The 15,469-nt window shown below is 68.5% G+C and carries 10 protein-coding genes; 1 reads left to right on the top strand and 9 read right to left on the bottom strand.

What is annotated here, in order from left to right:
- The 9 genes from rmuC to AC1VTH_RS02885 all read right to left on the bottom strand — a co-directional run.
- The coding region (gene rmuC / locus AC1VTH_RS02925) for a DNA recombination protein RmuC (protein WP_481334598.1) at positions 1-861 on the bottom strand (861 nt) is incomplete at its 3' end.
- Positions 862-909: 48 nt separating this feature from the next.
- Entirely contained in the window at positions 910-4,473 is a 3,564-nt protein-coding gene (locus AC1VTH_RS02920) for a UvrD-helicase domain-containing protein (protein WP_481334596.1), read from the bottom strand.
- Positions 4,470-7,691: a PD-(D/E)XK nuclease family protein gene (locus AC1VTH_RS02915; protein ID WP_481334595.1), complete on the bottom strand. Its 3,222-nt coding sequence runs from the start codon at positions 7,689-7,691 to the stop codon at positions 4,470-4,472. Before AC1VTH_RS02915 ends, AC1VTH_RS02920 begins: the two co-directional genes overlap by 4 nt.
- A 171-nt stretch (positions 7,692-7,862) precedes the next feature.
- The gene (locus tag AC1VTH_RS02910) at positions 7,863-8,741 is read right to left on the bottom strand and encodes a dihydrodipicolinate synthase family protein (protein ID WP_293674316.1); all 879 of its coding nucleotides are present in this window, start codon (positions 8,739-8,741) and stop codon (positions 7,863-7,865) included.
- Positions 8,742-8,855: 114 nt separating this feature from the next.
- Complete coding sequence (locus AC1VTH_RS02905) at positions 8,856-9,311, bottom strand: RbsD/FucU family protein (protein ID WP_126421491.1); 456 nt, start codon at positions 9,309-9,311, stop codon at positions 8,856-8,858.
- 75 nt (positions 9,312-9,386) lie between these two features.
- A complete protein-coding gene (locus AC1VTH_RS02900) occupies positions 9,387-10,184 on the bottom strand; it encodes an amidohydrolase family protein (RefSeq protein ID WP_195447918.1) in 798 nt (265 codons plus the stop codon).
- A 5-nt stretch (positions 10,185-10,189) separates the two neighbouring features.
- The gene (locus tag AC1VTH_RS02895) at positions 10,190-11,446 is read right to left on the bottom strand and encodes an MFS transporter (RefSeq protein WP_481334594.1); all 1,257 of its coding nucleotides are present in this window, start codon (positions 11,444-11,446) and stop codon (positions 10,190-10,192) included.
- Between the two features lie 27 nt (positions 11,447-11,473).
- Entirely contained in the window at positions 11,474-12,265 is a 792-nt protein-coding gene (locus AC1VTH_RS02890; RefSeq protein WP_293825716.1) for an L-fucose dehydrogenase, read from the bottom strand.
- A 182-nt stretch (positions 12,266-12,447) separates the two neighbouring features.
- Positions 12,448-13,962, bottom strand: coding sequence for a UxaA family hydrolase (locus AC1VTH_RS02885; protein WP_293825718.1), 1,515 nt, complete (start codon positions 13,960-13,962; stop codon positions 12,448-12,450).
- 365 nt (positions 13,963-14,327) lie between these two features.
- Here AC1VTH_RS02885 and AC1VTH_RS02880 point away from each other — a divergent pair, with 365 nt between their 5' ends.
- Entirely contained in the window at positions 14,328-15,095 is a 768-nt protein-coding gene (locus AC1VTH_RS02880; RefSeq protein WP_481334592.1) for an IclR family transcriptional regulator, read from the top strand.
- The last annotated feature ends 374 nt before the right edge of the window (positions 15,096-15,469 follow it).

The raw sequence follows: 15,469 nt of genomic DNA, 5'->3' as shown, positions 1-15,469 counted from the left end.
CTCGGAGATGTACTTGGTGGCGATGTCCTTGGCCTCGGCCTTGATGCGTATGGCCAGCATGCGACGCGCGGCGGCGATGTTGTCGCGCTCGCCACCATCGAGGGCATCCCTCAGCTGGGCATATGTGTCGCCGGGGAACTTCGCGTCGATGGGCAGCCACACGGGCTCGCCACTCTCGACCGGCAGCTTCACCGCGTACTCGACGCGCTCGGCGCTGCCCGGCACCGTGGCGACGTTCGTGTCGTACTGTGCGGGCGCGAGCACCTCCGAGAGAATCGCGCCCAGCTGCACCTCGCCCAGGATGCCGCGCGTCTTGACGTTCGAGAGGGTCTTCTTGAGGTCGCCCACGCCGGCAGCGAGCGTCTTCATGTCGCCAAGGCCTCGATAGACGGCCTCGAGGTTGTCACTGATCTGCTTGAACGAGGCGGAGAGGCGGTCGTTCAGGGTCTTGGCGAGGCGTTCGTCGACCGTGGCGCGAATCTGATCGAGCTGGCGGTTCGTGTCCTCGCGCACCTGGCGCAGCTGGTCTGCCGTAATGCGCGACACGCCCTGAAGCTGCTGGGTCGTGGCCTGGGAGCCCGCGGCAAGCTGCTGGGTGACGTCGGCGCGCATGCCATCGACGCGCACGCTCGCCTGCTCAACGGCGCGCGCGCAGGCCTCGACCTGTGCGCGAATCGAGGCGGCGTCGGCCGCCTGCTGCGTCTTGAGCTCGGTGATGGAGCCGTTGAGGTGGCCAAGGTAGGTCGCGAGCGTCTGCTCGTCGACGCCAGCGGCACCCCTCCCCGACCGCATGACCGCCCAGGCGGCCACGGCAACCGCCGCGACCGCGACCACGATGCAGACCAGCTCGATGACGCTCATCTGATACTCCTCCCAAAAATGAGGCAAGGGTGCCCCCCGTCTCATTCGCTAAAACGTGTAGCGGACGACGGCGGGCTCGCCCGTCTCGTCCTCGAGCTCGACGCAGACAAAGGCGCAGGTGACGCCCGTGAACCCCTGGGCGAGAAGCACGCTCGCGTAGAAGCGGGCCTGCATCTCGTGGCGCTCGCGGATCTGGGCATAGGTGGCCCCATGGTCGCCGGTCTTGTAGTCGACGAGCAGCGCTTCGCCCCGGCTCGGCGCGTCACAGGCGAGCAGGTCGATGGCGCCCTCGAGGTCCTCGCCCAGAGGCGAGCTCACCGCGCGGAAGAACGGCACCTCGGCCCGCACGTACGCATGACCCAGCGCCTGGGCGCGGATCTGGCTGCCCGCCCAGCGCGCGAGCGCCTCGGAGAGGCGCCTGCGGTCGGCACGCGTGACGGCGTAGGCGTCTGCCACGAGGGCCACGCGCTCCTCGCCGGGCTCCCGTCCCGTCTCGACCATGAGGCGGGCGAGCTCGTGGAAGGCGCTGCCGAGGTTCGTGGCGCGGTCCGCGTCGTCGGTGTCTGCCGGCTCGTCCTCGTCGGCCAGGACGGGCGCCGGGCGCGGGCGATCGGCACGCGTGGCGGCCGGGGCCTCGCCCTTGGGATAGGTACCGGCGCGGGCGAGCTCCCCCGCAGGCGAGGGCGCGGGCTGGGGCAGCGCCATCACCTCGTCGAGGGTGGCGGGGCCTCCCTCCTGGCCCAGCATGCGATGCGCCGCCGAGTAGCTGAACACGCCCTCGCGCGGGCGCCAGAGGTCCAGCTTGGCGTGGGTCTCGGCATCGACGTCATAGAGCCTGAAGGCGCGCGTGCCGTCCCCCTCGTCCTTGAGCCTGATGGTGCCCTCGAGCGACTCGGCGGTGTAGCGCAGCGAGTCGCCGTCGTCGACATAGGGCTCGCCCTCGGCAGGCGAGACGTCGACGCAGCGCAAAAGGCCGGCGTCCCTGCCGCCATAGGCGAAGTGGCCCTCGCCGGCGACGGGCGTCTCGCCAAAGAGTGTCTCGGCGATGCGCCCGGTCATCGCGGGTGACAGGCCGCCGCCCTTCTTGACCGTGGCGTTGAGGCACAGGATGACGCACTCCTTGGCCCTCGTGAGCGCCACGTAGAGCAGCCGTCCGTCCTCGCGCGCCTCGTCGACGCGGCGCTGCTCCTCCATGAGCACGCGCCAGTCGAGGGGCGTCACGCAGTCTGCCTCGTCTGCCGGGGCGTCCTCGCCAAGGTCGGGCGCCTTGAAGCCCGCAGGCGCAAGCGTGAGCAGCTCGCGGTCGCCGTCGCGACGGGCAAGCAGGCGCGGGGCGGCGGGCGTGCGGTCAGATCCCGCGCAGCCCACCACGGCCACGACGTCGAACTCGAGGCCCTTGGAGGCGTGCGCCGTCATGAGGCTCACGGCGTTGAGGCCCTCGCCGGAGAGCGACGCGGGCCCCTCCTTGACCACGTCGAGCCAGCGGCTGAACTCCTCGCTCGCGCGAATGGCGTCGAAGCCGCCCTCCTCGGCGAGCTCGCGAATGTGGCGGATGGCCGTGAGCACGTTCGCCGCCACGGCGCGCCCGGCCACGCCGCGGCGCTCGAGGCGGTCAAGCCAGCCAGACTCGCGCACGCACATGAGGACGACGTCCGCGACGGGCAACTGGCCCACGCGCTCCCAGGCGCGACCCAGCACCTCACGGGCGCGGACGAGGCGCTCGGAGGGCGCGACGTCGCCAAAGTCGGGGGCGCCGGGACGGGCGCCCACGTTGATGCGACGCTTGGCCGGGGCGTCGAGGACGTCCTGCGGGCGGGTGGCGAGCATGAGCAGGTCGTTGCCGTCGAGGGCGAACATGTCGCTCTCGAGCACGGCGAACAGGCCGCTCTTGGTGTCCTGGGGGCTCGCGAGCGTGCGCAGCAGCGCCTCGACGACGCGCACCTCGGCGGCCGAGGCGAAGGTCGAGCCGCCCACCACGACGCTCTCGAGCCCCACGGCGCGCAGCGCGTCGATGTAGACGGGCGCCTGGGCGAGGCTGCGCATGAGCACGGCCATCTGGCGCGGCTCGACGCCCTCCTCGTGGATGGTGGCGAGGCGGTCCGCGAGCTGCTCGGCGGCAACGCGGGCGCGCTCGGCGGCGGGCACCACGCTGCGGCCCTCGCGAAACGCGCGCGTGAGCTCGACGACCACGCGCGGGCACGCGGCGGCGGGAAAGTCGCTCTCGCGGTTGTCGCGGGGCTTGAGGTCCATGAACGATGGCACGATGCCGGTGTCGCCGCAGGTGCGCTTGACGAAGCGCAGGATGGCGTCGTCGCTCCTGAAGTTGTAGGCGAGCCGGACCGTGCCAGCCTCCCCCACCTCGCGGCCGCGGTCCTCGAAGACGCTCACGTCGGCGCCGCGGAAGCCATAGATCGCCTGCTGGGCGTCGCCCACCGTGGTGAGGTGGCAGGCACCCTCGCCCGACAGGCCCTTGACCATGCTAACCTGCTGCGCGTTGGTGTCCTGGAACTCGTCGACCATCACGAGGCGAAAGCGGTGCGCGTACTCCTCGGCGATGGCGGGGTGGTCGCGGAAGGCGCGGGCGGTGAGCTGGAGCAGGTCGTCGTTGTCGAGCACGCCGGCCTCGCGCTTTGCCGCGTCGTAGTGGGCCTGGACGCAGCGGGCGAGCACCATGAGCGGCCCCTGCAGCGCCACCTCGGCGCGGGCGGCGTCGAGCGCGGCGCGGGTTTCCTTGTAGGCGTCGTTCACGGCCTTGGCGCGCCACTTCTGGCCGTTGGGCCCCTTGACGGCGTCGAGCACCTCGGCCGCGGCGGCGGCCGTGCGCCGGCTCGGGGCGAGGACGAAGAAGCGCTCGAGCGCGTCGCGCTCCTGGCAGCAGCGCGCGAGCTCGTCGGCGTCCTTGATCTTGTTGCCGCACAGGGCCTGGTAGGAGTAGAGCACGGCCCTCATGACACCCGAGACGTCTGCCTCGGCGTCGACGAACTCGAGCGAGTCAAGGCCGTCGGTGGCAGAGCCCGCGCGGTTGAGCAGGCTCGTCACGAGCCCCTCGACCCCGTCGCGGCCAGAGCCCGTGCCGCCGCCGAACTCGGCGAACAGGGCGTCGAGGCCGGGGTCGCCGTCCATCTCGTCGAGCGCGACCTCGAGGGCCTGGGCGCGCATCGCCGAGGCTGCCTGGTCGGCGACCATGGCAAAGCTCGGGTCGAGCCCCAGGTCGAGGGCGTGGGCGCGCAGGATGCGGGCGCACATGTGGTGGATGGTGCTCACCCAGGCCGAGTCGACCTTGAGCGCCTCGTCGGCAAGGCCGGCCTCGCGCAGCGCCTTGCGCACGCGCTCCTTGATCTCGCCGGCGGCCTTCTCGGTGAAGGTGATGACGAGCGCCTGGTCGAGGCTGTCGAGGAAGGGCGCGCCACCCTCGCCCGAGCCTGGGCACAGGGCCCACACGATGCGGCGCGTGAGCGTGAAGGTCTTGCCCGAGCCCGCGCCCGCCGCAACGAAGACGGGGCGGTCGAGCGTGCGCACGATCTGCTCCTGCTCGGGAAGCAGACCCTCGAGCAGGGCGAGCGCGCTTTCCTTGGTGGGCGCCGGCGCGGCGCCGCTCATGTTCGTGCTCACGACTGCCTCCTCTCGCAGTTCATGGCCGGGCACCAGGCGCAGGCCTTGGGTGAGGACGGACGGGCCTCGACGCGTCCGGCGAGCATGTCCTCGATGACCTGGGCCACGGCCTCCTCGGTGCGGTCGAGCAGATCTTTGAACGAGCGGGCGCCCGGCACCGGCAGGGTCATGCGGTCGACGTCGGCCGGCCTCGCGTCCGCGCCCAGCACGGCCGCGGCGTCACGCGCCGAGAGGGCGCCCGCGATCTGGTGCCTGCCCTTGGTGCCCAGGTAGACGGCGCCAACGAGCTCGAGGCCAGAGTCCGTCTGGGCAAGCAGCCTGCGGGCGATGCTCGCGTAGATGAGCGTCTGGACACGGCCGGGCAGCGCAAACTCCGCGCCCCAGTCCACGTCCCCCTTGCCCTTGAGCGCGTACTCGTCGAGCAGGGCGCTCTTGTGCTTGTAGTCGATCACGAGGGCACGGCCCTCCGCGTCGACGTCGATGCGATCGATCGTGCCCACGAAGTCCGCGCCCGCATAGGTGGCAACGAGCCCCGATGCACCGCCAAAGCGGCCCTCGAACAGGCGCGGCTCGAAGCCAGCGAGGCGCGTCGCCTCGTACTCGAGCGTGGTGGCGATGTCATGCTCGACCTCGGCCAGGCGACGCTCCTGCGAGGGCGTGTGGGCAATGAGTGCCTGCTTGTTGCGGGTGGTAGCGCTCAGACGCTGGTGGGCCAGGTGCTCGGCGAACTCGGCGTGCATGAGCTCGGTGGCGTGCTCAAGCGTCTGCTCGCGCACGCGCGATCCCCCCACGCGAACGCGTGGGTCGAACCAGAAGAGGCCCTGCTCGGGCGCCTCGGCGAGCGGGTCGCTCACGAGGCCCTGGGCGGCAGCGGCCTCGAGGAAGAGCCTGCGGTGCGTCACCTCGAGCACGTGGTGAACGAAGGTGCCGATCTCGACGTTGGAGAAGCGGGCGTCGCAGTCGTCCAGGCCCAGGCGGCGCAGCGTGAACCACTTGAGCGGGCACTCGAGGTAGGTCTCGACCTGCGAGGCGGACAGCGACGGGCGCCCCTCGGGAAGCTCGGCCACGCCATCGCGTGGGACGATCACGAGGCGGCGCAGGCTCTCGCTCAGCTGGCCCGCGGCCGCGGGCGCGGCGACCTTGCGCGCCGCGCTGGCCTCACCGGTGGCCGAGAGATTCTCGACCACGCGGCCCTCGTCGAGCTTGGAGGACTGCTCGGCCTCGAGAAGGCAGTGCCCCCTGTCGTTCGTGGCGTAGCACGAGAGGAGCTCGGAGAGCATGACCGCCGGGAAGGTCTCCGACGCGCTTGCGTCGTGCGAGGGGCACACGAGCAGCAGGTGCTTGCGCGGTGCCGCCACGGCGGCCGCAAACGAGGCGCGCGCGGTGGCCAGACCGTCTGTCGGGTCGTCGACGCCCGTGCGGGCAAGCAGGCGGTCGAGTGCGCCGTCTGCCACCGATATGGGCGAGCCCGCAGCGTCGAGCCCGAGGTAAACGAGGGCGTCGACGCTTGCGGGGGCAAGCCTGGCGACCTGAGCGGGACTCACAATCCTCACGCTGCAGCTCGCGTTCTCGCACGCGAGCTCGGGGCGTACCACGACCTTGAGGGCGCCAAGCGCGCGGGCGGCGAGTTCGACGAGGGCAGGCAACTCCACACCGGCGTCGAGCGAGACGCCGCAGCGCTTGAGCGCCTGGCCCGCCTCGCCCACCGCGCGCAGCGCCGCCTCGTCGAGGGCGCGCCCGAGCTCGCGCTCAGCACTCGGCATGGGGGGCTCGGGCTGCTCGAGCACGCCGGACGCGCCGGACGCGTTGGCCACCTGCTTCGTGCCCTCCTCGGAGGCCGCGCCCAGGTTGAGCAGGCGGGCCGCCGCGGCAGCGACGTGGCCGCGCAGAAGCTCGCGCGTGGCGCCCGCCACCTGGTTGGAGGTGGCGTTCTTGTTCTGAAGGGTGGCGAGCACCGAGGCGGGCGTGAGGATGCGGTTGCCGCGCCATGAGGCGTCGCGGCGCCAGGCACCCTCGGAGCCAACGCCACAGGCATCGCTCAGCAGAAAGCCCGAGACGTCGCGCGGGGGCCACCAGGTCATGTCCGGCGCGGGCGCAAGCGGCTCGACGGGCCAGCTGGCCGCCAGCTCATCGAGCCTCGCCACGGCACGGGCAAAGCTCACGAAGCCGGCTCCCATGCCCGTCTTGAGGACAGGCATCGAGAGCTGCGCCCTCACGGATACGCCGCGCGAGAAGAGCTTGGGGGCAAGCCCGCGCCAGGCGGCCGCCACGTCGCCCGCGACCACCACGACCTCGTGGGTGCCACGGCCGGCCATACGCACCACGCGGCTCGCCACGGCCTCGTCGACCGCGAGCGGGCCCGCGGGCTCGATGAGCTCGACCGCACCCGTGGGAACGATGCCCGCGCCACGGGGGGCAAAGAGCGAGCGGCGCAGGTCCGCGAGCTCGCGCACGCGCTCCACGGGCCACGCGCCCGCCTCGCGCTCCTCCACGGCAATGCCGCGCTCGCGCGCCTGGGCGGCGAGCAGTACCGCGGCCTCGCGCACGACCGCGCACGCGGGGCCACCGTCGTCGGCCACCACGTAGGCGAGCTCGCCCACCCGGGCGTAAGCAAGCGCGAGCTCGCGCGCGGGACGCCGCAGCTCGCCCATGCCAACGGGGGCGAGCATGACGCAGGCGGGCAGCACGGCGCCCTCGCCCGCCATGGTCGTAGGCAGCAGCGCCGCGGCACGCGCCGGCTCGACGAGGCCGCGCTCGACAAGCTTGTGCTCATAGGCTCCCAGCAGCTCAACGGCACGGACCTCGCCCGCGCTGAGACCAGCCACGGGCTCAAGCTTCCAGCGCCGTGCGGCATCGCAGAGCAGCTCGACCGTTCCCTTGCCGCCATCGAGCGGATCCAGCTCGCCGCGGTCCGCGGCCTCGGCCACCACGAGCGCCATGAGCACGGCGCGCTCGGGGGCGCTCACGAGGGCGCGACCGTCTCCGTAGAGCGCCCAGCGCAGCTGGCACCAGGCCTCGGCCGTGGTGCAGTCGACACCCATCGAAAGTCCCCTGGCCGCGGCGAGCTCGCGCTGGACGTCAAGCGCCTGCGCAAGGCTTGGCGCCAGCACGAGCACGTTACCACTTCCGCGGGGATGCTCCAGCTCGCGGGACAAAAGCTCGCGCACGGCGCCGCCCGCCAGGCGCTCGTCTGCCGTGCGCACGATGCTCAGACCCATGTTCCTCCCTGCTTCGCAATTCACTGCAACAATCCTACCGCGCCTAGCGGACAAAAAGCGACCCGGCCGCTCGGGGTGCGGTCGGGTCGCTCGCCGCAACGGGGCGGCATGGTGACGCATGAAAGGTGACGCAAGAGCAAAAGGAGCAAGGAGCTCCGATAACGCGGGTGCCTAGGCAAGCAGCTCGGCGATCGCGGCCTCGTCGGCCTCGGTGGCCTGGACGGCCGGCTCAAAGATCTTCGTGGAGATGGGCAGGCCCTTGACCTTCACGGCAGCCTTGATAGCAGAGACGAACAGGTCGCAGACGTCATAGACGGCCATGAGCTTGGAGATACGCTCGGCGCACGCCACGGCGGTCGCGAAGTCGCCCTCCTCGTAGGCCGCGTGCATCTTGACGAACGTCTCGGGCTCCACGTTCGTGAGGCCGCACAGCACGCCGTTGCCGCCGCTCACGCGGTTGACCAGGTAGTACTCGTCAAAGCCGGAGAACACGGTGAAGTCGGGGTTCACGGCACGCGCGGCGCGGATGACCTTGCGCGTGTGGCTGATCGTGTCCACGGTGTCCTTGATGCCGCAGATGTTGGGATGCTTGGCGGCAAGAGAGGCCACGAGCTCGGGCGTGAGGTCGGTGCCGGTGCGCGCCGGGAAGTTGTAGAGGATCACGGGCAGCTTCGTGGCCTCGGCGATGCCGCCAAAGTAGTTCTCGGCGGTCAGAGGGCTCGGGCCAAAGTAGTACGGCGAGACGGCGAGCACCGCATCGGCGCCAGCCTTCTCGGCGAACTTCGTGAACTCGATGACGTTGGCGTACGTCGTGTCGCCCACGCCGGCAAACACCTTCATGCGCTCACCAACGCGCTTGACGGCAAACTCGAGCGCGGCCTCCTTGTCGGCAAGCGAGACGCTGTAGAACTCGCCGATGCTGCCAAACAGCAAAACGCCGTTCACGCCGGCGTCGGCAAGGTGGTCGAGGTGCTTGCCCCAGAGGTCGTAGTCGATTTTGCCCTCGTCGTCCGTAATGGTGATGGACGGGCAGAAGATGCCCTTGAACATGACTTTCTCGCTTTCTGGGGACGGCCAGCTCCAGGCTGTCCCCCATTTGTTTCCCTTTTACGCAACATGGGACCGGCCGCAAGCGCGCCGGTCCCATGGGCAATGCGAACGAAGCTAGTCGATCTGCTCGTTCTCGTACACGACGCCCTTCTGCAGGATGACGTTAGCATACTGGGCGCGCTCGCTCGTGGCGATCACGACGTAGGCCTTCTTGGCCTCATCGTAGAACGGGAAGCGGTCGATGGTGCCAATGACGTCGGCACCGCGGTCGTCCACCTCGGAGACGAGCTGCTTGTACGTGTCCCAGATCGGGGTCTCGCAGTCGTCCCCCGGCACGACGTCCATGAGCGTGACGGGCTTCTCGACGTACTGGTCGAGCGGGACGAGCTTGAGGATGGCCTTGAGGATCTCGGGCACGCCGTGGCCGTCGCAGCGGACGAGCTTGCAGTCCTTGGCGATGGAGGCCGCCGGGAAGTTGCCGTCGGCGATGACGAGCGTGTCGCCGTGGCCCATCTCGCACAGGATCGAGAGGAGCTCGGGCGGAAGCACCGGAGAGATACCCTTGAGCATGATGCACTCCCTTACTTTGATGGGACCGATGGAGCGGCCCGCGCGCCGACTGGACGCGCGGGCCAACTTCAGACGTTAGAGCGTAAGGCCGTAGGCACGCACGGCGTTGTTCATGAAGAAGTCCTCGTCGTCGCCAAAGGCGTCGCGAAGCGTCTGGAAGTGCTCGTCGAAGGAGCTGTAGAGCTTAACGACGGGCCAGTTGGACGCGTACAGGAGCTTCTTGGGGTCGAACGTGTCGCGCGTGAACTTGAGCAGCTCGGAGACGAACTGCTTGTCGGCCGTCGGGAAGCCCGAGACCTTCACGTAAAGGTTCGGCAGGGTCGCGAACTTCTTCATGACCGCGCACCACTCCGGCGTGAGCGCCTCGACGTTACCGAGGTGGTTCAGGATAACGGTCTCCTCGGGCGCCTGGGCGAAGGCCTCGTAGGCATCCTCGAGCTCGTTCACGCGGTTGCAGGACTCAAAGGGCAGGCCCTTCTTGGCCAGCGTGTGAAGTCCCTCGACGAAGCTGGGCTCAAGGCAACGACCCTTGGGCTCGGAGTCGATGTGGAGCGGCTCGCGGATGCCGGCGGCAAAGGCCGGGACGCGCATCCACGGAGAGACGTCGCTGCGAAGCATGCAGGCAAGCATCTTGGGGTGGGCCGCCTTGAGATCATAGGCGATCTTGTCCTCGGCCTCGTGGTCGGCGCAGTCAACCTCGACGTACACGCCGCCGACGAACTCGACGCCGGCCTGGCGGGCGTACTCGGCCTCGAGGTCCTCCACCTTGTAGGTGTGCGTGATGGTGCCGTCGGTGCCGTCGAGCCAGGGAAGGCTCTGCGTATCGAGGTTCCACACGTGGAAGTGAGAATCGACAACCTTGAGATCAGACATGATGGTTACTCCTCCCCAAAGCCGATCTTGGAGCCGGCGAAGCCGTACCAGGCGCAGAAGGCCAGGCAGGGCACGGCGACGAGCATGGCGACGGACAGGCCGCAGGCATCGCCAATAGCGCTCACGACGACCGGGATGATGGCGCCGCCCACGATCGACATCGTGATAATGGACGAGCCGGTCTTGGTCTCGTTGCCGCTCATGCCGCGCAGCGACAGCGAGAAGATCGTCGGGTAGCCGATGGACATGAACAGGTAGGCCACGACGAACGCGGCGACCGAGACCACGCCAAGGTTCAGGAAGACGAGGAAGAAGCAGACGGCGGCACCAGTCATGTAGATGCCGAGCAGCTTGCCCGGGTCCTTCTTGGCCAGAAGCGGCGTAGAGCCGAAGCGGCCGATGGTGAACAGCAGCGACAGGGCGCTCACGAGGCCCGTTGCGAGGCTCATCTCAAGGCCGGCAACCTTCGTCGCATACGTGGCGAACAGGGAGAAGCCAACCGTCTGGATGCCCACGTAGAAGAACTCGGCGACGACGCCAAGCTTGAAGTAGGGCTTCTTGAGGGCACCGCCCTTGGTGGCCTTCTCGGAGCCGGCCCCCTCGACGTCGTTCGGCGGCGTGGGGAGCTTCACGAAGACGAACACGGCGAGCATGATGGCGAGCACGATGGCGATCACGATGTAGATGCCACGGGTGCTGCCCAGGAAGGCCGTCTTGGCCTCGGCGAAGCCAGGCTGGCCGGCGGCGACCGTCGTGCTCAGGATCTGGGCCATGATGAGCGGGCCCACGATGGAACCGACGCCGTTGAACGACTGGGCGAGGTTGAGTCGCATGGACTCGTGCTTCTCGTCACCGAGCTTGGTGATGTAGGGGTTGCAGTTGGCCTCGAGCGTGGTGGCGCCAGCGGCAACGACGAACGTGGAGACCAGGAACAGGGCGAACGAGGCGGCGTTCGTGGCGGGCACAGTGATGATAGAACCAATCACGAACAGGGCGAGGCCGGCGATGACGCCACCCTTGTAGCCGAACTTCTTGGCGATGGCGCCGGCCGGGATGGCCATGACGAAGTAGGCGCCGTAGTAGGCGACCTGCATGAGCGACGTCTGGGTGGTCGTCAGCTCAAGGTAGTTGGCGATCGGGGCGTTCAGCGAGCTGACCAGGTTCATGGCCAGGCCCCAGACGAAGAACAGCGAGGTCACGAGAACGATGGCGATGGTTGCCGCAGCGCCCTTGGTGCTCGCCTTCTTGGCGGAATCAGACATGCGTTAAATCCTCTTTCCAGGCCAGAGCTAGTCGAGGGCGCGATCGAGGTTAACGTAGCCGCCGTCGACGCTGCACCACTGGCCGGTGGTGTGGCTGGCGCGGTCGGAGAGCAGGAAGGCGCAGGTGTCGGCGATCTCCTCGCAGGAGGTCATGCGGTGCTCCAGCGGGATGCGGTCGGTGATGAGGGACAGACGCTTCTGCTGGGCCTCCTCGTCACCAAAGGTCTTGATCCAGTTGGCGTACAGCGGCGTCCAGGCCTCGGCGACCACGATGGCGTTGACGCGCACGGAGTCGTGGACGAGGGCAGCGGCCCACTCGCGGGTGAGGCCGAGGATGGCGCCCTTGGCGGCGGCGTAGGCGGTCGTCTTGCCCTGGCCGGTCAGAGCGACCTTCGAGGCGATGTTGACGATCGAGCCCTTCGACTCCTTGAGGTAGGGGCAGCAGCAGTGGACGAGCTCGAAGTAGTGCGTCAGGTTGCCGTGCAGGGACTTCTCGAAGTCGTGCCAGTCGAGGGTCTCGAGCTCGAGGTTGTCGTTGCGGCCGGCATTGTTCACCACGCCGTCGATGTGGCCGTACTTCTTGTAGACCTCCTCGACGATGGGCTTGATGGCATCGGTGTCGTTGAGGTCGATGTAGTACATCTCAAACGTGTCGGTGATCTCGGAGATCTCCTTGCGGAACTCGTCCTCGACGCCGTCCTTGCGGTTCAGGACCACGGGGATGGCACCCTCGCGAGCGAGCTGCAGGGAAATGCCCTTGCCGATGCCCTTGAAGCCGCCAGTGACGAAGATGACCTTGCCCTCGAGATGCAGATCCATGATGTACTCCTCCTTGTTGTGCCTGGGGTTTCCCAGGCTTCCTATATGCGCGGGTTGTAGGGGGACCCGCACAGCTCACACGGGCGCCCCGCCCGCGATGATGCCTTGGTGGTCGAGGTTGGGGATGGCTCCCCCGCCTCGTGGCCGAGACGCTCGCGCGCCTCGGGTGGTGCCGCCGCGCCTTACATGTAGTTGCACAGGTGCGGCAGGGCCGTCTCGGTGAAGCCCAGGGCCTCGGCGCAGGTGGGCTCGCCGTTGCAGACCGCGATGATCTTGTCGATCAGCTGGTCGCGCAGCTCCTCCATCGTCTCGGGGCCGTAGATCGTGGCCTGGGCGTCGAAGTCGATGTGGTCGGCCATGGTCTGGGCGGTGCGGCCGTTGGCCGTGATGCGCAGCACCGGCGCGATGGCGTTGCCGGTGGGCGTGCCCAGGCCGGTCGAGAAGATGACGAGCTGACAGCCGCCGGCGATGATGCCGCCCACGCTGGACGGGTCGTTGCCGGGGGTGTCCATGATCACGAGGCCCTCGTGGCTCTTGAGCTGGGCCGCGTAGGGGTAGACGGCGTTGATGGGGCTGTGGCCGGCCTTGTGGATGCAGCCGAGCGACTTCTCCTCGAGCGTGGTGAGACCGCCGGCCATGTTGCCGGGGCTGGGGTTGCCCTCGCGCATCTCGGCGCCAAAGCCCTGAACGTACTTCTCGTAGTCGCGCACGATCTTGAGGACCTGCTCGCCCACCTCGGGGCTCGCGGCGCGGCGCGCCAGGATGTGCTCGCCGCCAAAGAGCTCGGGCGTCTCGCACAGGACGGTCGTGGCGCCCTGGCCAACGAGCCAGTCGGAGACCTCGCCGATGAGCGGGTTGGAGCCCAGGCCGCTCGAGGTGTCGGAGCCGCCGCAGTTGGTGCCAAAGATGAGCTCGGAGACGGGAACGTCCTCGCGCTCGCAGGCCGCGGCCTCGGCCACGAGCTCGCGGGCGATGCGCGTGCCCTGCTCGATGGCCTTGATGGCCCCGCCCACCTGCTGGATCACGAGCGAGCGGATGGGCTTGTTGGTACGCTTGCGGATGGCGTCGACCACGAGGTCGTTCTGGCAGCCCTCGCAGCCCAGCGACACCGCGAGCACGGCGTAGACGTTGGGGTTGGCGGCGAGGCCCGCGAGCGTGTCAAGCGTGAGCTGCTGGTCGACGTTGACCTGGCTGCAGCCGTTCTGGTTGTGGAACGACACGCAGCCGGCAACCGCACGGGCGATGCGCTCGGAGGTGTCCGACGCGCAGATGCTCGTCGGCAGGATCAGGACGTGGTTGCGGATGCCCACCTGGCCGTCGGCGCGGCGATAGCCGCGGAAGGTGCGGGTGCACTCGTGCTGGGCGGGAGCAGCCGCGGTGGTCGTCTCGACGGTGCCCACGCCATTGGCGTCGGTGTCCTTGAGCTCGTCGGAGCTCTCGCAGTTGTGGGTGTGGACGTGCTCGCCCTGCGAGATGTCGCGGGTGGCGACGCCGATGTACTCGCCGTACTTGACGACCTTATCGCCCTTCTTGATGTCGGTGCGGGCAATCTTGTGGAAGAGCGGGATGGCCTCCTTCGTCACGACATGGCCCTCGCCCCCAGCGGGAAGCGGGTAGGCGACGTCGGCGCCCGCCTCGAGCTGGCGGATGGCCACGACGACGTTGTCCTTCTCGTCAATGATGACGCCGTTACGCATGTGCGCTCCTCTTCGGTACGTGGGTGTCGTAGCAGCTCGCACGCGGCCCTCCCCTTTGCGCCCTAGTGCGGCGACTGGCTGCGAAGGCTTTGCGTTCGCATTTACGAACTGTGTTCCCAAAACGCGGTTCTACCTTAATTCCATCGATGGCCGATGGCAACTTCATTTTAGCGCTCGCCGCGAACGGTTGCATTCCTTCCGCGAACGGTGTTCGCATACACGAACGTTCAATGAAATGATTAGAATATCTATGCAAGTAGTTGAATGGATGCGCGAGAGAGCCTCGGGGACGTTACGGGGCGCGCACCAAGTGCGCGATAGGGCCGCAGGGACGCCGCGGGCTCGCGCGAGAGGAGAGGTACATAGTGGAGAATCAGGCTCGCGAGGCAAGGCCGCAGCATCGCTCGACCATGCGCGTGCTCGACATCCTGGAGGCCCTGGCAAACTCCACGGCCGGCCTCACGATGGCAGACGTCTGCCGCGAGGTGAGCGCGCCCAAGGGGTCCATCTCCCCCATCCTGCACACGATGGCAGACTCGGGCTACGTCGCCTACGACGAGTCAACGAAGCGCTACACGATTGGCCTCAAGACCTACCTGCTGGGCAAGTCGTATGACCGCGAGAGCAGCTCGATAGGGCTGTTCGTGGCCGCCATGCGCGAGGTCACCAACGCCTGTGGCGAGACCTGCCAGCTGGGCGTCCTCGACCACGGGCGCGTGCTGTACGTGGCCAAGGTCGACTCGCCCCAGCCCGTGCGCCTGACCTCGAGCATTGGCCGCACGCTGCCGATCCACTACACAGCCATCGGCAAGGTGCTCGTGAGTGAACTGCCCGAGGCCGAGGTGCGCTCGATGCTCGCCGAGCCGCTCGAGAGGCCCACGGCCGCGACGATCCACTGTGCCGACGAGCTCATCGCCCAGCTGAGCGAGGTGCGCGAGACGGGCTTTGCGTACGACCGCGAGGAGGCCACCGAGGCCGTGCAGTGCATCGCCGTGGGCATCCGCCGCCACGGGATGCTCGAGTATGGCCTGAGCGTCACGACCCCCTCGTACCGCCTCTCCCCCGAGAAGCGCGACCGCATCAAGAGCGCGCTCACGAGGGCCAAGAGCCACCTGGAGCTCGCCCTTGCATAGGCGGCCGCACCGGGCACTCGCCCAAGGTGCGTGCCTGACGCGACAATCCCTCGGCCGATGCGCCACTCGCGTGCCAAACGCGACTATCTCAAGGTCTCGGAGCGGCCATTTAGTCTCGTTGGGCACGCACAGCCGAGCCAACCGACAAGAGTGCGTGCCAAAAGCAGGTAATTATTCAGAACGCGTGCCAAACGCAGGTAGTTATTGGCCTTCCAGCTCGATAATTAACCGCACTTGGCACGCACTTCTACCTGCACTTGGCACGCGCTTTTGCTTGCGAGAAGGTCGCAGCCAACAGGGCTGCCGCCATTGCCCCGCAGGGCGCGCGCGGCGGCCGCTACTCTGCGGAGAGGCGGTCGAGGACGGTGCGATAG

Source organism: Parolsenella sp. (assembly GCF_982402205.1).
Note: the sequence above shows the minus strand (reverse complement) of the source record. Positions and strands in the feature narration are given on the sequence as shown.